The organism is Sphingomonas sp. RIT328, assembly GCF_000632225.1.
Classification (GTDB): Bacteria; Pseudomonadota; Alphaproteobacteria; order Sphingomonadales; family Sphingomonadaceae; genus Sphingomonas; species Sphingomonas kyungheensis.
In genome coordinates, this window is record NZ_JFYV01000016.1 from 32119 (window position 1) to 56763 (window position 24645).

Annotated in this window: 22 protein-coding genes; 13 read left to right on the plus strand and 9 right to left on the minus strand. The window is 70.8% G+C overall.

Features of this window, described 5'->3' with window-relative positions; translation table 11 throughout:
* Nucleotides 1-41: 41 nt before the first annotated feature.
* Nucleotides 42-977: a FecR family protein gene (locus tag BW41_RS09045; protein WP_037533817.1), complete on the minus strand. Its 936-nt coding sequence runs from the start codon at nucleotides 975-977 to the stop codon at nucleotides 42-44.
* Nucleotides 974-1561 carry an RNA polymerase sigma factor gene (locus BW41_RS09040; protein WP_235199710.1) on the minus strand — a complete coding sequence of 196 codons (588 nt, stop codon included), beginning with the start codon at nucleotides 1559-1561 and terminating at the stop codon, nucleotides 974-976. Before BW41_RS09040 ends, BW41_RS09045 begins: the two co-directional genes overlap by 4 nt.
* A 220-nt stretch (nucleotides 1562-1781) precedes the next feature.
* Between BW41_RS09040 and BW41_RS09035 the strand changes: the two genes are divergently transcribed.
* The 5 genes from BW41_RS09035 to BW41_RS09015 all read left to right on the plus strand — a co-directional run bounded on the left by BW41_RS09035 (nucleotide 1782) and on the right by BW41_RS09015 (nucleotide 9850).
* Nucleotides 1782-2369, plus strand: a complete 588-nt coding sequence (locus tag BW41_RS09035) for an RNA polymerase sigma factor (protein ID WP_235199710.1) — start codon at nucleotides 1782-1784, stop codon at nucleotides 2367-2369.
* Entirely contained in the window at nucleotides 2366-3301 is a 936-nt protein-coding gene (locus tag BW41_RS09030; protein WP_037533817.1) for a FecR family protein, read from the plus strand. Before BW41_RS09035 ends, BW41_RS09030 begins: the two co-directional genes overlap by 4 nt.
* A 98-nt stretch (nucleotides 3302-3399) precedes the next feature.
* Complete coding sequence (locus BW41_RS09025; protein WP_037533816.1) at nucleotides 3400-6276, plus strand: TonB-dependent receptor domain-containing protein; 2877 nt, start codon at nucleotides 3400-3402, stop codon at nucleotides 6274-6276.
* Nucleotides 6273-8327, plus strand: a complete 2055-nt coding sequence (locus tag BW41_RS09020; protein WP_235199711.1) for a hypothetical protein — start codon at nucleotides 6273-6275, stop codon at nucleotides 8325-8327. Before BW41_RS09025 ends, BW41_RS09020 begins: the two co-directional genes overlap by 4 nt.
* A gap of 38 nt (nucleotides 8328-8365) precedes the next feature.
* Nucleotides 8366-9850 carry a tryptophan halogenase family protein gene (locus BW41_RS09015; protein ID WP_037533815.1) on the plus strand — a complete coding sequence of 495 codons (1485 nt, stop codon included), beginning with the start codon at nucleotides 8366-8368 and terminating at the stop codon, nucleotides 9848-9850.
* A gap of 7 nt (nucleotides 9851-9857) precedes the next feature.
* On the opposite strand, the gene BW41_RS09010 is transcribed toward BW41_RS09015, so the two are convergent.
* Nucleotides 9858-11324, minus strand: a complete 1467-nt coding sequence (locus tag BW41_RS09010) for an aminotransferase class I/II-fold pyridoxal phosphate-dependent enzyme (RefSeq protein ID WP_037533814.1) — start codon at nucleotides 11322-11324, stop codon at nucleotides 9858-9860.
* A 271-nt stretch (nucleotides 11325-11595) separates the two neighbouring features.
* Here BW41_RS09010 and BW41_RS09005 point away from each other — a divergent pair, with 271 nt between their 5' ends.
* Entirely contained in the window at nucleotides 11596-12090 is a 495-nt protein-coding gene (locus BW41_RS09005; RefSeq protein WP_037533813.1) for a nucleoside deaminase, read from the plus strand.
* A 54-nt stretch (nucleotides 12091-12144) separates the two neighbouring features.
* On the opposite strand, the gene BW41_RS09000 is transcribed toward BW41_RS09005, so the two are convergent.
* The 3 genes from BW41_RS09000 to BW41_RS08990 form a co-directional block, all read right to left on the minus strand.
* Nucleotides 12145-12660 (minus strand): hypothetical protein, encoded by a 516-nt coding sequence (locus tag BW41_RS09000; protein ID WP_037533811.1) that lies wholly within the window; start codon nucleotides 12658-12660, stop codon nucleotides 12145-12147.
* Nucleotides 12657-12896 carry a helix-turn-helix transcriptional regulator gene (locus BW41_RS08995; RefSeq protein WP_037533809.1) on the minus strand — a complete coding sequence of 80 codons (240 nt, stop codon included), beginning with the start codon at nucleotides 12894-12896 and terminating at the stop codon, nucleotides 12657-12659. Before BW41_RS08995 ends, BW41_RS09000 begins: the two co-directional genes overlap by 4 nt.
* Before the next feature lie 388 nt (nucleotides 12897-13284).
* Nucleotides 13285-15150 carry a methyl-accepting chemotaxis protein gene (locus BW41_RS08990; RefSeq protein WP_081793001.1) on the minus strand — a complete coding sequence of 622 codons (1866 nt, stop codon included), beginning with the start codon at nucleotides 15148-15150 and terminating at the stop codon, nucleotides 13285-13287.
* A 473-nt stretch (nucleotides 15151-15623) separates the two neighbouring features.
* Here BW41_RS08990 and BW41_RS08985 point away from each other — a divergent pair, with 473 nt between their 5' ends.
* The 4 genes from BW41_RS08985 to BW41_RS08970 all read left to right on the plus strand — a co-directional run bounded on the left by BW41_RS08985 (nucleotide 15624) and on the right by BW41_RS08970 (nucleotide 19081).
* Complete coding sequence (locus BW41_RS08985; RefSeq protein ID WP_037533807.1) at nucleotides 15624-16169, plus strand: hypothetical protein; 546 nt, start codon at nucleotides 15624-15626, stop codon at nucleotides 16167-16169.
* A gap of 50 nt (nucleotides 16170-16219) precedes the next feature.
* Nucleotides 16220-16615 (plus strand): TonB-dependent receptor plug domain-containing protein, encoded by a 396-nt coding sequence (locus BW41_RS08980; RefSeq protein ID WP_037533805.1) that lies wholly within the window; start codon nucleotides 16220-16222, stop codon nucleotides 16613-16615.
* Nucleotides 16616-16657: 42 nt separating this feature from the next.
* On the plus strand, nucleotides 16658-17749 hold the full coding sequence (locus BW41_RS08975; RefSeq protein WP_037533804.1) for a hypothetical protein: 1092 nt from the start codon (nucleotides 16658-16660) through the stop codon (nucleotides 17747-17749).
* A 138-nt stretch (nucleotides 17750-17887) separates the two neighbouring features.
* Nucleotides 17888-19081 (plus strand): TonB-dependent receptor domain-containing protein, encoded by a 1194-nt coding sequence (locus BW41_RS08970; protein WP_037533802.1) that lies wholly within the window; start codon nucleotides 17888-17890, stop codon nucleotides 19079-19081.
* Between the two features lie 56 nt (nucleotides 19082-19137).
* Here BW41_RS08970 and BW41_RS08965 read toward each other — a convergent pair whose 3' ends face one another.
* Nucleotides 19138-19962, minus strand: coding sequence for a 23S rRNA (adenine(2030)-N(6))-methyltransferase RlmJ (locus BW41_RS08965; RefSeq protein ID WP_037533800.1), 825 nt, complete (start codon nucleotides 19960-19962; stop codon nucleotides 19138-19140).
* Nucleotides 19963-20237: 275 nt separating this feature from the next.
* Here BW41_RS08965 and BW41_RS21950 point away from each other — a divergent pair, with 275 nt between their 5' ends.
* The gene (locus BW41_RS21950) at nucleotides 20238-20372 is read left to right on the plus strand and encodes a hypothetical protein (RefSeq protein WP_268747110.1); all 135 of its coding nucleotides are present in this window, start codon (nucleotides 20238-20240) and stop codon (nucleotides 20370-20372) included.
* A gap of 10 nt (nucleotides 20373-20382) precedes the next feature.
* On the opposite strand, the gene BW41_RS08955 is transcribed toward BW41_RS21950, so the two are convergent.
* Together BW41_RS08955 and BW41_RS08950 are read right to left on the minus strand one after the other, a co-directional pair.
* Nucleotides 20383-20904 carry a hypothetical protein gene (locus tag BW41_RS08955; RefSeq protein WP_152542225.1) on the minus strand — a complete coding sequence of 174 codons (522 nt, stop codon included), beginning with the start codon at nucleotides 20902-20904 and terminating at the stop codon, nucleotides 20383-20385.
* Nucleotides 20905-21014: 110 nt separating this feature from the next.
* The gene (locus BW41_RS08950; protein WP_037533794.1) at nucleotides 21015-21296 is read right to left on the minus strand and encodes a hypothetical protein; all 282 of its coding nucleotides are present in this window, start codon (nucleotides 21294-21296) and stop codon (nucleotides 21015-21017) included.
* A 183-nt stretch (nucleotides 21297-21479) separates the two neighbouring features.
* Here BW41_RS08950 and BW41_RS08945 point away from each other — a divergent pair, with 183 nt between their 5' ends.
* Both BW41_RS08945 and BW41_RS08940 read left to right on the plus strand, forming a co-directional pair.
* Complete coding sequence (locus tag BW41_RS08945; RefSeq protein ID WP_152542224.1) at nucleotides 21480-22688, plus strand: hypothetical protein; 1209 nt, start codon at nucleotides 21480-21482, stop codon at nucleotides 22686-22688.
* Nucleotides 22689-22754: 66 nt separating this feature from the next.
* Nucleotides 22755-24605: a cation:proton antiporter gene (locus BW41_RS08940; protein WP_081793002.1), complete on the plus strand. Its 1851-nt coding sequence runs from the start codon at nucleotides 22755-22757 to the stop codon at nucleotides 24603-24605.
* The last annotated feature ends 40 nt before the right edge of the window (nucleotides 24606-24645 follow it).

Below are 24645 nucleotides of genomic sequence, written 5' to 3' on the forward strand. Positions count from 1 at the left end.
GGGCCGGCGCGCGATTTCCGTCAGGTCCGATGCGGTTTTTTTCAGGGAACGATGCGCGTCACCTCCGTCCCGTCGGGCGCGTGGTGCCGCTCGACCCGGCCGCCGACCATCGCCGCGCTCGCCGTCGCGAAGCCGTCGACGTCATAGGTGCGGAACCAGCCGACGACGCGCCGCCCGGCGAGCGGCGGCGCGACCTCCAGCCGGTCGCTGTTGTAGCGGTTGAACTCGGCCGCGGCGGCGCCGAGCGTCATGTCGTCGAGCACGATCCGCCCCTCGCGCCATGCCAGTTGCTGGTCCGACGCCTGCGGCGACAGCGGCCGCACCTGCGGCGCCTCGCCGGCGTTGAGCACCGCATAGCGGCCGGCGGGGACGGTGATCGCCGCATCGGGACTGGCGACCGACCAGATCCGAACGACGCCCTTGGTGACGACGACGCGCGCCGCATCGCCCTGGCGGCGAACGTCGAAGGCGGTGCCGACCGCCTGGACGCGCACCGGCCCGCTGGCCACCACGAACGGCCGCGCCGGATTGTGCGCGACCTGGAACCACGCCTCGCCGCGGCGCACCTCGACATCGCGGCGACCGGGGGTGAAGGCGACGCGCAGGCTCGTGCCGCTGTTGACCAGCGCGACCGAACCATCGGCGAGCGGCATCCGCCGCACCTCGCCGACGCCGGTGTCGATCCGCGCGACCGGCGCCGGCCACAGCGCGACGGCGAGGCCGGCGACCAGCGCCGTTCCGGCCGCCGCCCCGGCGAACCGCCACCGGCGCGCGGGGGGGGCGGTCGCCGCCTCCGCCGGGTTCGCGCCGGACAGAGCACGGCCGCGGTCGAGCAGGCTCAGCGTCGCCTGTGCGCGCAGCAGCGCGCCGCGATGGCGGCGATCCTCGGCGAGCCACAGCGGCAGCGCGGCGGCCTCCGCCGCATCGAGCCCGCGGTCGATCGCGGCCGCCCAGCGACAGGCGATATCATCGATCATCGCCAGCCCCCCGCATCGCGCCGCGCCCGCCGCGCCACGCCGCGCGGCCGGCGGATCGGCAGTTCGGCCTTCTCCTCGTCGGTCAATTGGTCGAGAATGCGGCGCAACCCGCGCGCGATGTCATTCTCGACGACCGTCTCGGACACGCGCAGCTGCGTCGCGATGTCGCGCTGCGCGATGCCGTCGATCTTGCGCAGCCGGAAGATCTGGCGCGCGCGTTCGGGCAGGGCATCGATCAGCCGCTCGATCCGCGCCAGCATATGGCGGTCGGCGACGATCTCCTCGGGCGAGCATGCCGTCTCGGGCGCCGATTCGAGGTCGGCGAGGCCGCTCGCCGCCTCGATCCGCACCACCCGGTCGCGGCGGATCTGTTCGAGCACGACGTTGCGCGCGGTGCGGAAGAAATAGCTGCGCGGATCGCTGATATGGTCGAAGGCGTCGAGCCCGGCGAGCCGGCAATAGGTCTCCTGCACGACATCGTCGATATCGGCGGCGGGAAAGGCCGCGCGCAGCCACAGCCGCACCTGCCGCTCGTGCGGCAGGACGTGACGGCCGACCCAGGCAATCAGCTGATCCGAATGCACGCTTTGTCCCCTCGCATCCCAGGATGCAGCAGCGCAAGATTTCCGTCGCCGCGGCACCCTTTTGTCGGGCCACGCCGGCGCCGGTGCGGGTCGGACGGCATGCGGCCCGGCCGGGCCGCATGCCGTCCGACCCGCACCGGCGCCGGCGTGGCCCGACAAAAGGGTGCCGCGGCGACGGAAATCTTGCGCTGCTGCATCCTGGGATGCGAGGGGACAAAGCGTGCATTCGGATCAGCTGATTGCCTGGGTCGGCCGTCACGTCCTGCCGCACGAGCGGCAGGTGCGGCTGTGGCTGCGCGCGGCCTTTCCCGCCGCCGATATCGACGATGTCGTGCAGGAGACCTATTGCCGGCTCGCCGGGCTCGACGCCTTCGACCATATCAGCGATCCGCGCAGCTATTTCTTCCGCACCGCGCGCAACGTCGTGCTCGAACAGATCCGCCGCGACCGGGTGGTGCGGATCGAGGCGGCGAGCGGCCTCGCCGACCTCGAATCGGCGCCCGAGACGGCATGCTCGCCCGAGGAGATCGTCGCCGACCGCCATATGCTGGCGCGGATCGAGCGGCTGATCGATGCCCTGCCCGAACGCGCGCGCCAGATCTTCCGGCTGCGCAAGATCGACGGCATCGCGCAGCGCGACATCGCGACGCAGCTGCGCGTGTCCGAGACGGTCGTCGAGAATGACATCGCGCGCGGGTTGCGCCGCATTCTCGACCAATTGACCGACGAGGAGAAGGCCGAACTGCCGATCCGCCGGCCGCGCGGCGTGGCGCGGCGGGCGCGGCGCGATGCGGGGGGCTGGCGATGATCGATGATATCGCCTGTCGCTGGGCGGCCGCGATCGACCGCGGGCTCGATGCGGCGGAGGCCGCCGCGCTGCCGCTGTGGCTCGCCGAGGATCGCCGCCATCGCGGCGCGCTGCTGCGCGCACAGGCGACGCTGAGCCTGCTCGACCGCGGCCGTGCTCTGTCCGGCGCGAACCCGGCGGAGGCGGCGACCGCCCCCCCCGCGCGCCGGTGGCGGTTCGCCGGGGCGGCGGCCGGAACGGCGCTGGTCGCCGGCCTCGCCGTCGCGCTGTGGCCGGCGCCGGTCGCGCGGATCGACACCGGCGTCGGCGAGGTGCGGCGGATGCCGCTCGCCGATGGTTCGGTCGCGCTGGTCAACAGCGGCACGAGCCTGCGCGTCGCCTTCACCCCCGGTCGCCGCGATGTCGAGGTGCGCCGCGGCGAGGCGTGGTTCCAGGTCGCGCACAATCCGGCGCGGCCGTTCGTGGTGGCCAGCGGGCCGGTGCGCGTCCAGGCGGTCGGCACCGCCTTCGACGTTCGCCGCCAGGGCGATGCGGCGCGCGTCGTCGTCACCAAGGGCGTCGTTCGGATCTGGTCGGTCGCCAGTCCCGATGCGGCGATCACCGTCCCCGCCGGCCGCTATGCGGTGCTCAACGCCGGCGAGGCGCCGCAGGTGCGGCCGCTGTCGCCGCAGGCGTCGGACCAGCAACTGGCATGGCGCGAGGGGCGGATCGTGCTCGACGACATGACGCTCGGCGCCGCCGCGGCCGAGTTCAACCGCTACAACAGCGACCGGCTGGAGGTCGCGCCGCCGCTCGCCGGGCGGCGCGTCGTCGGCTGGTTCCGCACCTATGACGTCGACGGCTTCGCGACGGCGAGCGCGGCGATGGTCGGCGGCCGGGTCGAGCGGCACCACGCGCCCGACGGGACGGAGGTGACGCGCATCGTTCCCTGAAAAAAACCGCATCGGACCTGACGGAAATCGCGCGCCGGCCCATCCTACGATCAGCGCCGGATGAAGCGCATCGAAAAAACGTTCAGGAGGGGTGTGTGATGCGCAACAGCCAGTTTTTGAGTCTGCCGCTCGTATCGGTCGTCGCGATCGCCGCCGGGTTTGCGACGCCCGCCGCCGCGGCGCAGACCGGCGTGCGGAGCTTCAACGTGCCGCGCCAGCCGGCCGCGACCGGCCTCGTCCGCTTCGCGCAACAGGCGGGCATCCAGATCCTCGCGCCGAGCGACGTCACCCGCGGCGAGACCGTCGCCGCGGTCAAGGGACAGCTCCCGATCGAGGACGGGCTGCGCCGGCTGATCGGCACGACGCGGCTGCGGCTGGTGTCGTTCGACGGGCGCACCGCGGTGATCGCCGCGAGCAGGCCGGGCGTGGCGCACACCATCGCCTATGCGCCGCAGCAGGACACGGCGCCGGCGACCGCGACCGACGCGACGCCGCAGGCCGACCCCGCCGACACCGATGCGGCGGCCGACAGCCCGCAGAACGACATCATCGTCACCGGCAACACCTCGGACCGGCGCACCTTGTTCAACTCCTCGTCCAACGTCACGCTGGCGAGCGCCGCGGACCTGCTGCGCAAGGCGCCGCGCTCGACCGCCGAGACGCTCGAGCTGGTGCCGGGCGTGTTCGTCGAGGGCACCGCCGGGCCGATCTCGAACAATTATTCGGTCCGCGGCCTGCGCGGCGGCAGCCAGCAGTTCATCACGCTGGAGGAGGACGGCATGCCGATCCTCTACGGCGGCAGCGGCGCCGATTTCTATTTCCAGAACGACATCACGATCAACCGGCTGGAAGCGGTCGAGGGCGGCACCTCGGGCGTGCTGGCGCCGAACGGCGCGGGCGCGACGATCAACTTCATCTCCATGAAGCCCGACCACGACAAGGCGACCGCGATGGTCCGCTATACCGGCGCGAGCTATGGCGACCTGCGCGCCGACGGCTATTTCTCCGCGCCGATCGCCGACGGCTGGGCGTTCAACGTCGGCGGCTATATCACCTCGCAGAAGGGCGTCCGGCGCACGCCGTTCACCTTCAACGCCTATGACGTCAAGGCGATGCTGGAGAAGAAGTTCGACAGCGGCGGCCTGTTCCGCCTGACGGTCAAGCACGGCGACAAGCATTTCCCTTATTATGCCGACATGCCGTTCCGCGTCGCCAGCGACGGCACGATCAGCAGCGTCCCCGGCCTCGACCTCAAGCGCGACGATGTCGGCGGGCGCGGCTTCACCCAGTTCCTCGTCCCCGACGCGCCGGCGACCGGCCAGTCGCTGCGCCGGTTCAGCTCGGCGGACGGCGTCCACGTCAAGTCGACCACCTACCGGGTTGACGTCGAGCTGCCGGTCAGCTCGAGCGTGCGGCTGTTCGGGCGCGCGCGCTATCTCGACGGATCGTACGATTTCAACGGCATCTTCCCGGGCAGCGGATCGGGCACCGCGGGGCTGACCTCCGCGCTCAATTACCTGACGCCGGCCAATTCGCCGCTCGCCGGGCTGACCCCGCTCAACGGCACGACGCTGACCTATTTCCAGGTCGCGCAGATCCGCTTCCCGACGGTCGCGCAATATGGCCTGCGCAACATCCGCACCGGGCAGGTGATCGCCGCGTCCGACACCGCGACGCTCAACGCGCTCAACGGCAACGGCCTGCTCCAGCAGACGGTGCTCAACCACCAGACGCTGACCACCAAGGACTTCGGCAGCGACTTCGGCGCGAAATGGGATGCGGGCAGCGGCGGCTTCCAGAACTCGCTGACCGTCGGCGGCATGGTCTACAACGTTCGCCGGCGCAACGACCAGTCGGCGGTCGCCACCGTGCTCAACGACGTGCGCAACGATTCCAACGTCTATGACATGGTCGCGCTCGATGCCTCGGGCGGCGTGCTCGGCGCGCTGACCAACAACGGCCTGGTCAATTACGGCAATTGGGGCCAGGGCCTGTTCAACGACGAGGTGACATCGCTGTCGGGCTATTTCAACGACGAACTGACCATCGGCGACCGGCTGCACATCGACTTCGGCGCGCGCTACGAGCATCAGCACGTCCGCGTCGCGATCGGCAACACCGCCACGACCAACGCGCTCGTCCCCGCCGGCACGCCCGGTCTCTACGACAATGTCGGCAGCACCTTCGACGGCACCTATACGCGGCAGAGCGCCAATTATTCCGACTGGGCCTATACCGGCGGCATCAATTACGAGCTGACCGATCATATCGCGCTCTACGTCCGCGGCGCGCACGGCTTCCAGACCAACGGGGGCGATACCGGCGGCACGCACAAACCGACCGGCCTGACGCTCTACGAAGGCGGCGTGCGGTTCAAGTCGCGGATGTTCAACGCCTCGGTGATCGGCTTCCGCACCGAATTCCGCGACCAATCCTATCAGTTCATCAACCCCGACAATCCGGCGGTGGCGAGCAACGCGCTCGCCGACAATTTCACCAACGGCGTGCAGGTCGATGCGACGCTGCGCCCGGTCAGCTTCTTCAGCATCGATGCGCAGGGCGTCTATCAGGACCCCAAGCTCAGCAACCTGCGCTTCGACGGGGTCGCGCAGACGCAATATGAGGGCAATACCCCCGAACGCACGCCCAAGAAGCTGCTGACGGTGACACCGTCGTTCATCCTGCCGGGCGGGCTCGGCGAGATCTACGGCCGCTGGAAATATGTCGGCAAGATCTTCGCCGACAGCGGCAACGGCATCGCGCTGCCGGCGTACAGCGTCTTCACCGTCGGCGCGAGCGTCGACGTCAGTCCGCGCCTCAACCTGACGTTCAGCGTCGACAACCTGACCAACGCCAAGGGCTTCACCGAGGGCAATCCGCGCCAGGGGCAGACGCAGACGATCACCGATGGCTATTTCTACGGCCGCGCGATCGTCGGTCGCAATGCGCTGATGAGCGCGACGCTCAAGCTGTGAGCGCGCGGACGGGTGCGCGGTGGCTGGCGACGGTGCGGCGCGCGCCGCTCGTCGCCGCCGCGGCGGTGGCGCTGACCGGCGCGACGCCGGTGCAGCAGTATGGCGTGCGCGAGGGGCTCAACCTCAACAGTTTCGTGCGATCGGGGCCGGTCGCGGCGCATGTCGTGCTGCGATCGGGGAAGGTGCCACGGCTGCTCGTCGCCTTCCCGGCGGGCAATAGCGGCGTCGCGCTCTGGTTCGCGCCGCTCGCCGGCGCGGCGCAATGGACGCTGGCCGGGCAGCCGCAGCCGGTGACGCAGGCGGACGCGCGCGGCCGCCCGCTGCACGGCGTGCGCTTCACCGTCGCGATCCCCGCCGCCAGGCTGGTGCCGCAGCAGGCGGTGCTGTCGAGCATCCGCGTGATCCGCGACTATCAGGCGCTCGGCAAGGCGCCGGCCGAGGTGCTGACCACCGCCGCCACCACCGGCAACGCCATCCACTGGTCGCGCGACCGGCTCGACGGCGCGGCGGGCTATGATCTTGCGATGACCGTCGTCGGCGGGCGCATCGCCGATGGCGCGATCCTCGCGGGCGCGGACGGCGTCATCCGCCTCGCCGTCACCGCGCTGACCGGCGAGACGCCGCTCACCCCGCGGGGCGGCGACGATCTGCTCAATGCGCATGCGCAGCCCGACGCGGGCGCACGCGACGCGCTGACCTTCCTCAGCTATCGCGAGAAGTTCCTCGCCGGCTCGTGGCGCTTCGACACCTATTTCGGGCGCGACACCCTGATGTCGGTGCGGCTGCTGATGCCGGCGCTGCAACCGCAGGCGGTCGAGACCGGGCTGACCTCGGTGCTCGCCCGCCTCTCGCGCGAGGGCGAGGTGGCGCATGAGGAGGATATCGGCGAATTCGCGATCCTCGATCACCGCAAGAGCGACGGCAGTTCCTCCGCTGCGCCGGTGTACAATTACAACATGGTCGACAGCGACTATATGCTGGCGCCGGTCGCCCGTGCCTGGCTGCTCGACGATCCGCGCGGGCGCACGCGGGCGGCGGCCTATCTGGCGCAGCGCGTCGACGGCGAGACGGCGGGGGCGCGGCTGGTCCGCAACCTGCGCTTCGTCCTCGCCCGGGCGGCGCCCTTCGCGCGCGATCCGGTGCCGTCGCGACTGATCGCGCTCAAGCCGGGGATGGATGCCGGCGAATGGCGCGACAGCAACGACGGGCTCGCCGGCGGGCGCATTCCCTATGACGTCAATGCGGTGCTCGTCCCCGCGGCGCTCGACGCGGCGGTGGCGTTGCAGGCGAGCGGGCTGCTGCGACCCTATCTCGCCGCGGGCGATGCCGCGCCCTTCGCCCAGGCCGCGCGGATCGCCGCGGCATGGCGCGCGCAGGCGCCGTCGCTGTTCGACGTGACGCTGCCCGCGGACACCGCCCGTCGGCAGGTGACGGATTATGCCCGCGCGATCGGCGTGCCCGATGCGCCGGCGGGGCAGGCGATCCCCGCCGCCGGGCTGCGCTTCCCGGCGATCGCGCTCGATGCCGCCGGCCGGCCGATCCCGGTGCAGAACAGCGACCCCGGTTTCGCCTTGCTGTTCGACCGGCCGGCCGAAGCGGCGTTGCAGGTGATGGCGGCGACCTTCGCCCGCCCCTTCCCCGCCGGGCTGCGCACCGGCGCGGGGATGCTCGTCGCCAACCCCGCCTTCGCCGGCGCGGCGATCCAGCGGCGCTTCTCGGCCAACGCCTATCACGGTACCGTCGTGTGGAGCTGGCAGCAGGCGCTGGTCGCCGCCGGCCTCGCCCGCCAGCTCGACCGGCGCGACCTGTCGGCGCCGACGCGCGCGGCGCTGGCGCAGGCGCAGGCGTGCCTGTGGGACGGGATCGAGGCGACGCGGGCGGTGCAGAGTTCGGAGCTCTGGTCGTGGCGCTATGCCGGGGGGCGCTATCAGGTCGTGCCGTTCGGCGCGGCGGGCGCGGACGTCGACGAATCCAACGCCGCGCAATTGTGGAGCACCGTCTATCTCGCTTTGCGCCGGCCGGCGGATGGCGCGCGCTGCACCTCCGGGTGAGGCTCGCGCTGCTTCGAGAGGTGGATTAGGCTGAGGTCATGACCGCACCGCGCATCCGCCGCATCGTGATCCTGGGCGGCGGCACCGCCGGCTGGATGACCGCCGCGGCGCTGTCGCGCGCGCTGGCGGGGCAAGGCGTGGCGGTCACCCTGGTCGAATCCGAGGCGATCGGCACGATCGGCGTCGGCGAGGCGACGATCCCGACCATCCACTGGTTCAACCAGATCATCGGCCTCGACGAGGCGCGGTTCATGGCCGAGACCAAGGCGACGGTGAAGCTCGGCATCGAGTTCGTCGGCTGGACCGGCGCGGGCAGCCGCTATTTCCATCCCTTCGGCACGTTCGGCCCGGCGGGTGACGGCGCGATGTTCCTCCACCGCCTGATCCGCGGCCGCGCCGAGGGCGATACCGCCGCGACCGAAGCCTATTCGCTCACCGCGCAGATCGCCCGCGCCGGCCGCTTCGCGCGGCCCGTCGCCGACCGGCGCTCGCTGTTGTCGACCCTGGGCTATGCCTATCATTTCGACGCCGGCCTCTATGCGCGTTACCTGCGCGGCCTCGCCGAGCGCGGCGGCACGCAGCGGATCGCCGGGACGGTCGCGCACGTCCGCCGCCATGGCGACAGCGGCTTCGTCGAGGCGCTGACGCTCGACGACGGGCGGGTCGTCGCCGGCGACCTGTTCATCGACTGTTCGGGGCTGCGCGCGCTGCTGATCGGCGAGACGCTCGGCGTCGGCTATGACGACTGGTCGCACTGGCTGCCCTGCGACCGCGCCTGGGCGGCGCCGAGCGCGCCCGAACTGCGGCCCACCCCCTTCACCCGCGCCACCGCGGCGGAGGCGGGCTGGCGCTGGCGCATCCCGCTCCAGCATCGCGTCGGCAACGGCTATGTCTTCGCCAGCCGCTTCCAGGACGAGGAGGCGGCGCGCGCGTCGCTGCTCGCCGGGATGGACGGGCCGGCGACCGCCGAGCCGCGGCTGATCCGCTTCACGCCGGGGCTCCGCCGGCAGGCGTGGCGCGGCAATGTCGTCGCGATCGGCCTCGCCTCGGGCTTTCTCGAACCGCTCGAATCGACCAGCATCCATCTCATCCAGAGCGGCATCGCCAAATTGCTGTCGCTCTTCCCCGCCGCCGATTGTTCGCCGCTGCTGGCGCGGCAGTTCAACCGCGTCTTCGCGCAGGACACGCACGATATCCGCGACTTCCTCATCCTCCATTATCGCGCGACGCAGGGCCGCACCGAGCCGATGTGGCGCGAACGCCAGACGATGGCGATCCCCGACACGCTCGCCGAGCGGCTCGACCATTTCCGCAGCTCGGGCCGGATCGTGCTGACGAGCGACGAACTGTTCCGCGAGGCGAGCTGGTTCGCCGTGCTCGACGGCCAGGGCGAGCGCGCCGGCGACTATAATCCGCTGATCGGCGCGCAGAGCCGCGACGACACTCTCGCCGGCCTCGCCGCCGTGCGCGCCGAGATCGCGCGGACCGCCGCGACGCTGCCGCCGATCGGCGCCGGCCGCTAGCGCCCGCTCAGCCGGTTGCGACGACGCGCAGCCGGCGCTGGTTCGGATCGATCGGGTCGAGGAAGAAGGCGCCCGCGTCGCGCTGCGCGACGAGCCAGGCGACATGCGCCGGCTCGATCCGCTGACCCGGCACCAGCCGCGGCACGCCGGGCGGCGCGGGCGCGATCATCTCCGCCGCGACCCGCCCGGCCGCCGCCTCGATCGGCACCAGCTCGGTCGCGCCGAAGAAGGCCGCGGCGGGATCGTCCTGCATCGTCACCGACAGCGTGCCGATCGCGGGCAGCTGCGCCGGCGCCGGCGGCAGGCCGCTGGTCCCGGCCGCGATCTGCCTGGCGGCGTCGCGCAGGCCCTTGACCAGCGCGCGGACGTCGCGCGCCGTCGTGCCGAGCGACAGCACCGCGAGCAGATGCCGCGCATCGGACAGGCCGACGCTGACCCGATGCCGCGCCACCAGCCAGTCGTCGAGCGCATAGCCGGTGACGCCCCAGGCGGAGACGTCGATCAGCACCTTGGTCGCATCCAGCGCGCTGTCGATCGGCACGTCGGCATCGGTGAAGACGCGCAGCCCGTCGATCGCGGCGAGCTGCGCGCGCAGCCGGTCGGCGAGCGCGAGGACCGGCGTCCACAGCGCCTCGCCGTTGGTGGCATGCTCGCGGCGCACCGCATCGAGACTGGCAAGGATCGGCACCGACGGGCTGGTCGTCTCGAACAGCTCATAGGCGAGCCACAGCCGCTGGAGATCGACGATCCCGCCCTTGGCGAGCAGCGCCGACCCCTGCGTCAGCGCGCCCATCGTCTTGTGCAGGCTATAGACGGCGATATCCGCGCCCTTGGTCAGCGGATCGTCCGGCAGCGCCTCGCAAAAGGCGAAGGCGCCGCCCCAGGCGGCATCGCAGATCAGCGGGATGCCACGCCCGTGGCACAGATCGGCGAGCGCCGCGATATCGCTGGTCACGCCATAATAGGTCGGCGAGACGACGACGACCGCCTTGGCCGCCGGATGATCGTCGAGCGCCCGGCGCAGATCGGCGGCCGTGACGCCATGTTCGATATCCCATTGCGGATCGATCAGGACGGGGACGATCTCCGCATGGAGCCCCGCCGCGAGCGCATGCGCCCGCTCGGCCTTGTGGACGTTGGCGGCGAACAGCATGGTGTCGCCGGGCCGCGCGATCGCGGCGAGCGCGGTATGCAGGCTCTGCGTCGAGCCGCCGGTGACGAAGCGGCAGAAATCCGCCTGCCACGCCTCCGCGGCGAGCTCGTGCGCGCGTTGCAGGACGTGTGCGCCCTCGGTCCGGTCGTCGAGCCCCTTGGGCGTGATGACATCCGCCGCGAACAGCCGGGCACCGAGCAGCGCCTTCGCCTCCTTCGGCACGGCGACGCCCTGATGATGGCCGGGCGCGCCGAAGCCGTGGATGGGATGTCGCTCGAGCTGCTTCAGCGCCTCGAGCAAGGGGGCCTGCTGCTGATCCATCGTCGCATATCCGCTAGAGCCGCGGCGCATCGCTGGCGGTGGGTGAGGAGGTCAGCGCCCGGGGAGGTTTCGATGCGGGTGCAACGCGCGATTCCGCCGATCAGCCACATAGGATACTGATCTAGTGCAGCTTTTTCTGGTTGAGCCGGATCAAGACGCATCGCCGTTGGCGGAACGCCGGTCGCGACGCCTCGTTCTCCCGCCGTGCCGGTCGCGGCCCGCTCGCGTCGCCGCGGGCGCGGCGCGGCGGCCATGCCATCCGGGGAGCGCCATGATCAGCCAAGAGGACGAAGCCTGGATGCGCGAGGCGATCGCGGTCGCCCGCTCCAAGGGCTCGCACCCGTCGACCTCGCCGCTCGGCTGCGTGATCGTGCGCGACGGCGTGGTGATCGCGGCGGAGCGCAACCAGACGCACGAACTGCCCGACGCCACCGCGCATGCCGAGATGATGGCGATCCGCCGCGCCTGCGAAGGCATCGGCGATCTCGAACTGCGCGGCGCGACGCTCTATTCGACGTTGCAGCCGTGCGGCATGTGCACGATGGCATCGATCTGGTCGAAGGTCGGCCGCGTCGTCTACGGCGCCGGCCGCGACGACGTCCATCCGATGTATTTCGAGGCGCGGCACGTCGACACCCTGTCCTTCATCGCCGACGCCTATCGCGACGACATCACGATCGAGGGCGGCTGCCTCGCCGCGGACTGCGCGACGCTCTATTACGGCCCCGACGCCGACCTGCCGAAGGCGGAACAGGCGAATCTGTGAGGCGTGGCCGATTGGCGGCGGGGGGCCGATCGGCGTCCCCCCGTCGTGCCGTCACTAGCAGCGCTCATCCTCGTCGGCGAGCGGTCGCGTGTGCCAGCTTGCGTGAAGCGTCGGTACGGCACCGAAGAGCGCCATCATATAGAAAGCGAATGAGATCAGTTCCTGCTGGGCGACTGCGGCCGACCAGATCTGCATCGCCATGAGGCTGACGGCGAGCCATATGCCGACGAACCCCGCCAGAGCCACGGTCGTCAATCCGACCAGAAGGGAGTCGCGCCGTTGCTGGCGCTCGAATTCGTCCGCCCGTTCGCTGAAGCGGCGCAGTGGGCCCCAGATCGGCATGAGATTGGCGATAGAGAAGCCGACGATGATGAGTACCGAGCCGATCCAGACATCGTGCGCCGGATTTGTGACGCACCAGATCAATCCTCCACTCGCCAGGACCAGCGCCACCACGGGCGGCCAGCGCAGATGCCGCTTGCGCTGCGTGCCCGCCGCCATGGCCGGCACGCCGGTCCACATCACCGACCGATCGAGCCAGGCCAGGAAACGGTGCTGCCGGTCGCTCATTGTTCGACTCCCATTCGCCGGAGGCTGGTGCCTATTGCTTCGAACGGGGTGAGCGAAAAGATTAGCTCCACGGGAACGTGGAACACCGCGGCGACCTTGAGCGCCAATTCGAGGCTCGGCTTATAGTCGCCGCGCTCGAGATAGCCGATCGTCTGGGGATTGACGTCCACGGCCTGGGCAAGCTGCCGGCGCGACAGCCCATGTTCGGCACGGAAGACGGCGATCCTGTTGTACATCTGTTCGCTCGTACCCCTTACCACCCGGATCGTTGTGTTTACACAACGGTTTGGCGGCAAAGTCAATCGCTTATCAGTCTGTGTCATCGAAGAGAAAGCGCTGGCGAACGCCGCTGCGGGTTAGCGCACGATGGGGGAAGGGGGCGGGTCCGGGCGGAAGTGGAGCGTTCGGTCCGGATGGTGGCTTGACGCCCACTCCCGACGTGGCGGCGTTTGATGCGCTCGGATGCGCTCGCCCGTCTGGCACCACCGCTTCGGCTTCACTCCTCAGCGAGCGCGCCCCGAGCCAGAACGCGGCCGCCCGCAGCGTCCGTCGTCACGCGCCCGCCGTCGTTCCGCCGCTATCAGCGACCACCCCGAGCGACCCGCCCTGCCGACCCGCCGCACCTCACATCCGTTCGAATTCCGCATCCTCGGGATCGGCGTCGCCGACGGTGAGGTCGAGCGCGAAGCCGCGGACCTGCGGCGTGTTCGCCTTCTGGCCCGGCTGCGGCGTCAGCAGCCGGGCGGTGCGGACGCCGCGCAGCGCCGGCGGCTGCGGTGCGGCGGGCGGCGTCGGCCGCGGTGCGGCGCGCGGCGTCGCCACCGCGGGCCGCGGCCGGGCGGCATCCGCGCCGGCGCCGGACGCCGCATTGGACGCCGCGGCGGTGGTGCGGAAGAAGGCGATGCCGCGCTGCAGGGCGAGCGCCTGATCGGCGAGCGTCGCGGCGGTCGTGCCGATCGCCTCCGACGCGGCGGCATTCTGCTGCGTCACCGCGTCGAGCTGCTGGATCGCCTCGCTGACCTGACCGGCGCCGACATCCTGTTCGCGACAGGCGGCGCTGATCTCGGCGATCAGTTCGGCGGTGCGGCGGATCTCGGGCACCAGTCGCGTCAGCATCGTCCCCGCCTCGGCCGCCGCGCCGACCGTATCGCCCGACACCGCCGAGATGTCCGCCGCGGCGGCCTGGCTGCGTTCGGCGAGCTTGCGCACCTCCGCGGCGACGACGGCGAAGCCCCGGCCGTGATCGCCCGCGCGCGCCGCCTCGACCGCGGCGTTGAGCGCGAGCAGATCGGTCTGCCGCGCCAGTTCCTGGACGAAGCCGATCTTGTCGGTGATCGTGCGCATCGCGGTGACGGCATGGCTCACCGCCGCGCCGCTGCGCTCCGCCGCCTCGACCGACTGGCGCGCGATCGTCTCGGTGGTGCGCGCATTGTCGGCATTCTGTTTGATGTTGGCGGCCATCTCCTCCATCGCGGCGGAGGCCTGTTCGGCCGCCGCGGCCTGTTCGGTGACGCCCTGGCTCATCTGATCGGCGGAGGACGCCAGATGCTGGCCGATTGCGGCGACCTGGTGCGCGGTGCCGTGCGTGCCGCCGACGACGGTGTTGAGCCGCTGCACCATCAGCGCGAGCGACTGGTCGAGTTCGCTGCCGAGGCCGCCGTAATCGCGTTCGAGCGTCGCCGACAGATCGCCCGCGGCGATCGCGGCGATCACCCGCGACACGTCGCGGAACGCCGCCTCGACCGCCTGCGCGCTGCCCTGCATCCGGCCGACCTCGTCGCGGCGCGCGACCGCGACGGGGGTGACGAGCGTGCCGAGCTGGTCGGCGACCGCGCGCACCGGATCGGCGATCGTCCGGCTCATGCCGACCGCCGCGGCGATCGCGATCAGGATGACGAGGATCGAGCAGATCATCCGCACCCGCACGATGGTGGTCATCGCCGCCGCCTGCTCGGCCCGGCGCATCACCTGCAGCCGGTTCTCCTCGGCCTGGATGGCGTCGAATTCGGCGTTGAGCCGGTCCATGAGCGCACGGCCCGGGCTTTGCAGCGTGATCCGCCGCACCGCATCGATCGTCTGCCCGTCGGCCATCCGGCCGATCGCGGGCTCGACGACATGATCGTGCCAGTCGTCGGCGAGCCGCCGGACCTGGTCGAGCCGCGCCTCCTGCCGCGGATTGTCCGCCAGCAGCCGGCGCGCCTCGTCCAGCGCGGCGGCAAAGTCGCGCCCGCGCTGCCGGTAGGTGTCGAGGAACGACGCATCGCCCGCCAGCAGATAGCCGCGGAAGGCGGATTGCTGGCTGACGATCTCCCCGCTCACCCGACCGAGCGTGACCAGCACCGCATCGCTGTGGACGTTATGCGCGATCGACGCCTTGACCACGTTGGACCGGCCATAGATCACGACCTCGGTGCCGATCACGACCGCGAGCAGGATCGCGAAACAGACGATCAGCTTCCTGGCGATCGACAGATTGGTGAACGCGGTCACGCGCCTGCCCCCGTCACCGGGGCGTGCCGGCGCGGCGCGCCGGAGCGCATCGTAGCGGTATCCTGACGACCGACCCCGGCCCTCGCCATGCCCCCGATACCGCTCGTCGTCCGCATGCCGTCTGCCTTCCGCCGATCACCTGCGCTCATTGTAGCGGCGTCACGTCGCATCCGGGCGCTGCCGGCGATATGCGGCGGAAGCGGGATTGGTCGGCATGGCACCGCCAACCGGTCCGCAGCGATCCCACGATCGACAGCCCGTGCTGCATGCAAGTCCTTGGCAAGACGGACGCCGCCTCTCCGAAGGCGACGACAAGTGTCTGATCCATTTGGAGAAGCGCGACCCATGTAACCATTTTATGACCATTGCGCGATGTGGTCCGAACTTTCTCTATGATCTCCCCATACAGGTGGCGGAGCCGATCCGACGACGCGTCATCGCACAGCCCGGCAACGACCGGCGGGAGGGGACGGATGGATCAACTGCAATCGCCGGTGCCGAACGAGGCGGATCCGGTCGCCGCACCGGGCGACTCCGCGGCGCCCTCGCGCCGGCAATTGGTCGTCGACGGCCTCAGCTTGCTGTCCGCAGCGTCGATCGGTGCGATGCTGGCGGGATGTGGTGAGCGCAATGCGCCGGACAGCAGCGATGCCACCGCGACGGCCCATGCCGCCGCAGCCGAGCCGGCGATCAGCGCGGCGACCGCTGCGGTCGCCCCTGTGCTGCCGCTGCTGCCCCAGCCGGGCGACGCTTTCCAACGGTTGATGGCCTATGCGCCGGACCGCGACGGCGATGCGGTCTATGTCCGCTCGACCGTGCCGCTTGCCCCACGGATCGCCTCGTGGCGGTACGACATCGTCCGCCACACCGACGACGGCCGCCGCGACTGGATCGGGCGGATCGACGGCAGCGCCTTCTACACCCCGACCGCGCTGCCGGCGGGGACCGGCGCGGCGACCATCGCGGTGCAGCCGATCGGCTTCGGCCAGCGCGGCGCGCCGGTGCGCATCCAGGTCTGACCCGCCGCACGGCGGTCCGAGCACACAATCAACACAGAAGGGAGACGGACATGAAGACGATGCCATGGTGGACGTTGCTGGCGGGCGCATCGACGCTCGCGCCGGCGACGGCGGTGGCGCAGCAGCCCGCGGCCGGCGCGGCGACGCCGGCGCAGGACGACGGCGGCACGCACGACATCATCGTCACCGGCATCCGCGCCAGCCTCGCCTCGGCACTGTCGGCCAAGCGGCGGGCCGCCAACGTCATCGACAGCATCTCCGTCGAGGATGCCGGCAAATTCCCGGAGACCAACATCGCCGAATCGCTGCAACGCGTACCCGGGGTACAGGTGGTGCGCGACTCCGGCCTCGGCCTCGGCCAGCAGATCGCGGCGCGCGGACTCGGCCCGGACTTCACCAACGTGCTGCTCAACGGCCGCACCCTGCCCTCGGACACCGGCGCCTAGTCGGCGGATGGCGGCGGCCGCGGACGCAGCTTCAACTTCGACGTGCTGCCCGCCGACATGATCGCGCGGATCGACGTCAACAAGACGATGCTGCCCGGCCTGACCGAAGGCGGCATCGGCGCCACCGTCGACATCCTGACGCCGCGCCCGCTGACCATCGGCAAGACCTATGGCGCGCTGTCGGTCAGCGGCATGCTCGCCGAGCGCGTCCATAACGTCCGCCCCAATGTCAGCGGCCTCTATGCCTGGGTCAATCCGGCGCAGACGTTCGGCATGCTCGTCGCCGGCTCCTACGTCGACATGCGCGCATCGGGCGATTACGCGCGCATCAGCCAGTGGGACGATGCCGACTTCAACGTCATCCGCGGCTCCGCCACCGCGCCGGTGGCGACGACCGAGCGGCTCGCGGGACCGCGCCAGGCGAGCTACGGCACCTATGGCGGCGGCACCAAGCGGACGTTCGGCAGCATCGCGATCCAGTACAAGCCCGCGGCGTCGCTGACGCTCAGCGTCGACGGCTTCTACACGCGGCTCGACCAGCGGATCGACGATTCGATCGTCAACCTCGTCTTCGGCAATACGATCATCAACCCGGTCGTCGACCGGCAGGGCATCGTCACTGCCGGCACCTATCCGGGTCAGGCGTTCCTGCAATCGCCTGCGGTCGCCGCGGTGCTTGCCGGGCGAACGGTGGCGCAGCCGCAGAAGCTGTCGGTGATCCGCGCGCGCGACCGGCTCGCCGAAAGCTATGACGTCGGCGTCAATGCGCTGTGGCGGCCCGCCGCGACGATCACCGTCACCGCCGATCTGTCGCGCGGCCGCGCCAAGGGCGACAAGCGCTTCGATCCCTATGTGCTGATCGGCAATTACGCCGCCAACGACGTCAGCTATGCGCTCGCCCACGCCAGTCCGCAGATCGCGACCAGCGACACGATGTTCACCGACCCCGCCCGGATCCGCTTCGGCTATGCGGGCAATTGGGGCCAGACGGTCGACGACAGGCTGACCGAGGCGCAGCTCGTCGGCCGCTGGCACCATGGTACGAGCGGGCTGACCGGGATCAGCCTCGGCGCCGATTACCAGGATTGCAGCAAGGGGGCAGGACAACGTCAGTTCACGGTCCGATCCCTATGACACGCTGACCTTCCCGGTCGATCCGGCGCTGCTGCGGCCGATGACGCTGGGGCGCGACTTCCTGCGCGGCGCGGTGCAGCCGCCGAGCCACCGAGCCGCCAGTTCTTCGGTTACGATCCGCGCACGCTGATCGCCTGGATGTCGCGCCCCGACCGGCTCAACCGCCGCGGCCAGTATAGCGCCAGCTATCTGCCGACGACGGGTGCCGATAGCACCACGCGCTGTACCGGCAATTGCACGCTGATCCAGTCCGATCTGCAGATCCCCGGCGGCCCGCTCGCGCTCGTCTTCGATCCCGGCGCGAGCTTCTCGACGCGCGAACGCGTCGCGGCGGGCTTCGTCGACGCGACGCTGGCGCACGGGGCCTTGTCGGGCAATGTCGGCGTGCGGATCGTCCATGTCGACACGGTGTCGCACGGCTATGGATCGACGGTGAGCGCGATCACGCTGCCGCCGAGCGGCACCCAATACGTGTTCAGCTATACGCCCGCCGGCCCGCAGGCGCAGGATGCGCATTACACCGCCATGCTGCCCTCGGCCAATGCCGCGCTGGACCTCACCGGCGACCTGATGCTGCGCGGCGCGATCGGCCGCGCGCTGACCCGCGCCGATCTCAACGATCTGCGCTATGGCCAATATTGGGGCGGGGAGCCGGGGCGGCTGACGCTCGGCCTCGGCAATCCGGCACTGAAACCCCAGTTCGCGACCCATTACGACCTGTCGCTCGAATGGTATCTGTCGAAGGTCAGCTACCTCTCGGTCGCCGGCTTCCGCAAAGAGCTCACCAACCTCTTCCAGTCGCGTACCATCGCGGCGAGTTTGCCGATCGCGCTCGAGCGCGTCTTCGTCACCCAGACGGTGAACCAGTCGCTCGGGCGCGTCGACGGCGTGGAGGTGACGGCGCAATATACGCTCGACGCGCGGTTCGGCTGGCTGTCCGGCTTCGGCACGAGTGCCAATTACACGCATGTCCGGCCGCGCCTGCTCGATCAGCCGGGCGCCTGCGGCTTCACCCGCATCTCGCCCGATGCGTACAATGCCAGCGGCTTCTACGACAATAGCCGGCTCGAGGCGCGCGTGTCGTACAATTGGCGTTCGCGCTGGACGATGGCGTGCGACTGGGGCGGCCCCGGCGTCGACCAGATCCACGCCGCCTACGGCCAAGTCGACGTCGCGCTGCGCTACAATTCCAACCCGACGTTGCAGCTGTTCGCCGACATCACCAACCTGACCGACGCCGACAGCCTGATCTATGGCGGCGTGGAATCGCGCTTCATCAACCGCAGCCTGACCTATCGCCGCGTCAACGCCGGCGCGCGGCTGCGCTTCTGACGACACACCCCGCCGGCGGGCTCGCCGCGGCGGGGCGCTGGGCGCGGGGAATGCGCTCACCCCAGCCATTCCGCGGTGAGCGTGCCGTCGTGCCCGTCCGGCGCAAGCGCCGCGCGCAGTGCCGCGAGCAGCGGCGGCAGCGGCTGGGTGAAGGCATAGGGCGGGTTGACGATGAACAGTCCCGCGCCGTTGTAGAGGCCGGGCTGTTCCGCGTCGTACAGCCAGTGCGCGACGTGCAGCAGCTTGGGAAGGCCGAGCCGGCGCAGCTGCGCCGTCCAGCGCGCATGCGTCGCGCGGTCCTTGAGCGGAAACCAGATCATCGTCACGCCATGCGCCCATTTGCGCTGCGCCGCGGCGAGCGTCGCGGTGATCCGCTCGCGCTCGTCGGTCTGCTCATAGGGCGGATCGACCACCACCAGGCCGCGCGGCGTGCGCGTCGGCAGCATCGCCAGCCAGAATTCATAGGCGTCGCGCCGGTGCACCGCCGCGATGTCGCGCATCACGCGGCGCAGCGTCTCGGCGTCCTCGGGATGTTTCTCGTTGAGGATCAGCACGTCCTGCGGTCGCAGCAGCTGCGCGAGCAGCCTTGGCGAACCGGGATAGAAGCGCGGCTCGGCCGTATCGTTCACCGCCTGGACGACGGCGCGATACGCGTCGAGCAACGGGTCCGCCGCGGCGAGCGCGCGCAGCACGCCCTGCGTTGCCTCGCCGGTGCGCTGCGCCGCGTCGCCGGCGAGATTGTACAGGCCGCAGCCGGCATGGGTGTCGATCAGCGTCAGCGCCCCCGGCTTGAGCTGCAGCGCGCGGACCAGCGCGATCAGCAGGCTGTGCTTGACGACATCGGCGCTGTTGCCGGCGTGGAAGGAATGACGATAATTCACGGCGACCCGATATCCTCCACCTCTGTCGTGCCGCCGGGGGCGCAGCGGCCGAAAGGATAGTTGCCCGTAGAAAGTCGCGCGGCCGGCTTCAACGCCCTTGCGCCGCCAGCGGGCGCGCGGCGCCGGGCGCCGGCGTCACGCAGGAATTCGATGACAGCCATCGCGACTCTGCGTTGGACCGGACCGGCCCGATGCGGGTAGGACCCGGGGATGCCGACGGGAAGACGGGCGCCGCAGCGGCGCTGGTCCCGGCGGGCGAGTGGAAAGAAGACGACATGGCTTTGGTTCTGATCACGAGCGGCGTCATCGGTGCGCTGGGGCTGGCGTCCAAGTCGAACACGCGCGCGGCGCGCGAACATGTCCTCAACTACGGCAAGGACTGGCGCGACCAGTCGCGCGCCGGCGAGTGAGCCGCGGCGGCTAGCGGGTCGCCAGCCAGCCGAGCAGCGCGAGCATCAGCAGCGCCCGCCAGCCGCCCTCCGCGCGCAGCAGATAGGCGACGCCGACGATGCCGGCACCGGCCAGCGCGCCGGCCATCGCACGTCCGTCGGCGATGCGGCGCAGCACGACCAGGCCGCCCAGCAACGTCCCCGCGGCATTGGCGATGATCCACAGATACGACCAGCCCGCGCCGATCGCGCCCCAGAGCGGCAGCTTGATCGTCGCTAAGCCGCGCATCCGGCCGGGAAACAGATCGGCGACGAGATGACAGCCGATCCCGAAGCCGAGCCCCGCGGCGATCCCCCAGGTCCGCTGATCGAGCAGCGCCAGCGCCGGGGGCAGGATGCCGTGCAGCAGCGCGCTGCGGTGCCCGAGCCGCAGGCGGCTGTCGAGATCCGGCAGGGTGATCCCCGCCGCGGTCGCGGTGACGACGATCGCGACCAGCCAGCCCGGCCCGTTGCCGCCGACGAAGGCCAGAAGGATCGCGATCAGGAGGAACATCAACGCTGCCATCGGCGCGCGCTACCCGTCCCGTACCCCTTTTGTCCATCATCCGTATCGGCTTTGGTCCGGAGCGCCGCCGGTCGCACGCGCCGGAGAGGCGCGCGTGGTCAGTCCTGCGGCAGGTCGGTCAGCCGGCGTTCGACGCCGTTCCAGAATCGGGTCAGCCGGTCGAGCGCATGCTGGCGGATCCGCTCGATCTCGGCGTGGCTCATCGTCTGGACGCCGGTCGGCCGGAGACTGCCGAAGTCCCGCAACATATGCTGCGCGGTGGCGTGGCAGGCGGCGACCGGATCGGGGTCACCGGCGAGCAGCAGCGCATAGAGGTTTTCGAGCACGAACCCCTGGGCTGCCAGCATCCCGGCCACGGCTTCGGCGAATTCGTCGTTCAAGGGGCCTCTCCGTCTGCCGCTCCTTGCCTGTAGCCCCCTCGCCCGCATCGTTAAAGCGCCAGCAACCATTTGCCGCAATCCGCCGTCGCGCCGGCGGGGTGGCGCAAATCCGCCCGCCCATGACTTGACCGGTGTGTTACACGAATATAGCACATGCAGGCCATCAGAGGGAGGATGCAGCCGGTGACGATCCCGTCCGGCCCGGCGCAGGAGGACGCGGTACCAGTCGGTCTGGACGCGGCGCGCGCCACGCTGCGGGTCGATGCGGCGGGGCTGCACGGCGCGGGGGCGGCGATCCTGGCCGAGGCGATTAGCAGCGCGCGCTACGTGCTGATCGGCGAGGATCATCTGTCGCGTGAGATCCCCGCCTTCACCCTCGGCATCTGTCGGCTGATGGTGCCGGACGGCCTCGACGCGCTTGCGGTCGAGATCGGGCCGGAAGCGGCGCGGCTGGTCGACGCCCATTTGCGGCGCGGCGATCGCCTCGCGCGTCTCGCTGCCGTCCTCACCGCGCATCCCGATGCCTTCGCCTTCCAGAATGGCCGCGACGAAAGCGATATGGCCGCCGCCTGCGCCGCGCTCGCCGGGCCGGACTTTCAGCTCTGGGGCCTCGACCAGGAGTTTCTCGGCGCGCCGGGCTATCTGTTCGAGCAGATGCGCGCGGCACGGCCGGGGCCGATCGCACGCGCGGCGATCGCGCGGCTCGCCGCTGCCGACCGTGCCGCGACGCGCCGGGCCATCGCGAGCGGCGCGGCCGGTGACCTGTTCCTCTATCATGTCGACGACCGGCAACTCGCCGAGACCGATGCGGCGATCCTGCACGACGGGGGCGCGCACGTCGCGGCGCTGTTCGACGCGCTGTGCGAGACGCGTGCCATCTACCTGGGGCAGGAAGAGGACGGCCGCGCCTCCAATTTCCGGCGTGCGCGGCTGATGCAGCGGACGCTGCTCCGCTATCTCGCCGCCCGGCCGCGGCCGCCCCGGCTGCTGTTCAAATTCGGCGCCGTCCATATGGGCAAGGGCATCAATGAGCTCGGGCAACGCGACCTCGGCGATTTCGTCGCCGAACACGCCAGGGAAGAGGGCGTCGGTGCGCTCCATATCGCCGTCTATGGCGCGCGCGGCGTCCGCGCGCTCTACGGGGGCGTCGGCCGGCAGGTCCGCCACCAGCCTTTCGTGCTGACCGACGATGCCGATTACGCATGGCTGGCGCCGGCGCTGCCCTCCGCTGCCGACACCCGGACAGGCGATTGGACGCTGATCGACCTGCGGCGCCTGCGCACGACCGCCTCCCCGCTGCCAAGCCCGGCGTGGCGTGACGCGGTGCACCGCTATGACCTCGTCGTCGTCGCACCGGAGCTGACGCCATCGTCGCTGATCGGCACGCGATAGCGCAACGTTCCTCGCCGTCGCAGCTTGTGCATGTCGGGCGGCGACCTTCCGCCCCGGGGGACGGTTGTGGAACAGACCATTTTGCTGCTCGTCGTCGGCATCGCCGTCGCCGGCGTGTTCGGCCAGTGGCTCGGCTGGAAGCTGAGCGTGCCGGCGATCATCCCGCTGCTGGGGATCGGCGCGCTGCTCGGGCCGGTCGGCGGCATCATCCGGCCGTCCGCCGCGCTCGGCGAGGTGATGCGGCCGGCGATCGGCATGGCGGTGGCGATCATCGTCTTCGAAGGCGGGCTCAACCTCAACCTGCGCGAGCTGCGCTCGGCGGGATCGGGGATCGTCCGCCTCGTCGCGGTGGCGCTGCCGCTCAACTGGCTGATGGGGACGCTCGCCGGTCACTGGGTCGCCGGCCTGTCGTGGCCGGTGGCGATCCTCGTCGGCGCGATCCTCGTCGTCACCGGACCGACGGTGATCATGCCGCTGCTCCGCCAGGCGCGGCTCGAACCGCGCGCCGCGGCCTTCCTGCGCTGGGAGGCGATCGTCAACGATCCGATCGGCGCGACGCTGACGCTGCTCGTGCTGAGCTATCTCACTCTGTCGACGACGATGAGCGGCAGCGCGGCGATCCTCCATCTCGCCTGGCATACCGCGCTCGGCGCGGGACTCGCCGCGGCGCTCGGGCTGGTCGTGCCGTTCGGCATCCGTACGCTGTTCGCGCGCGACCTCGCACCCGAATATCTCAAGACGCCGATCCTGCTCGCCGGCGCGCTCGGCGTCTATGCGGCGGGCGAGGCAATCCAGCCGGAGACCGGCCTCGTCGGCGCGACGCTGTTCGGCGTCGTCCTCGCCAACATCGACGTCACCGGCCTCCAGGAGCTGCGCCGGTTCAAGGAATCGCTCACCGTCTTCCTCGTCTCCGGCCTGTTCATCCTGCTCACCGCCAATATCGATCCGGCGACGATCGCGATGCTGAGCTGGCCGATCGCGATGACGACGCTGGTCATCCTGTTCGTCGTGCGGCCGCTGGCGATCTGGCTGGCGACGATCGGCGCGAAGGCGAGCTGGCGCGAGCGGCTGCTGGTCGGCTGGATCGGGCCGCGCGGCGTCGTCGCCGCGGCGATCGCCGGCGTCGCGGGCGAACGGCTCGCCGAGGCGGGCTATCCCGACGCGCGGCTCGTCCTGCCCCTGGTCTTCGCGGTGATCGCCTCGACGGTACTGCTCCACGGCCTGTCGCTGGCGCCGCTCGCCCGGCGGTTGCAGCTCGCCAGCGGCGGGCGCGGCGGGCTGCTGATCGTCGGCGCGTCGCGCTGGACGGTGCGGCTCGGCGAGGCGCTGCACGGCGCCGGCGTGCCGGTCATCCTCGTCGACCGGTCGGCGCTGGCGCTCAAGGCGGCGCGGCTCGCCGGGCTCAGCACCCTGCGCGTCGAGATCCTGTCGGTGATCGGCGAGGAGGTGGTCGACCTGCGCGACGTCGAACAGATGCTCGCCGCGACCCCGGACGATGCCTATAACGCGCTGGTCTGCACGCGCTTCGCCCCCGAACTCGGGCGCGAGCGTGTCCATCAGCTCGCCACCGAGGGCGCCGGCACGCGGCACGAGGCGGCGCGCGACTGGCGCGGCAAGATCGTCATCGGCGAGGACATGACCTTCCAGCGGCTCGCCGACCTGATGGAGGCAGGCGCGTCGCTGGTCGTCGAACCCTATCGCGAGGCCCCCTCCCCTGCCGCCGCGGCGGACGAGGGATGGCCGGTCGCGCTCGTCCGGCAGGGCGGCGAGCTGGCGTTTCTCGGCGCCGAACATGCGACGACGCCGGGCGACGGCGACCTCGTCGTGCGGCTCTTCCCGGCGCTGCTCGCCCCCGCCGTCGCGGCGAAACGCGGACGGTGGGGCCGGCTGCTGATGCGCCGGCCCACGCCCGCCTGACGAAGACGATCGCTACAGCCCTGACATTCTTCCTTAATCC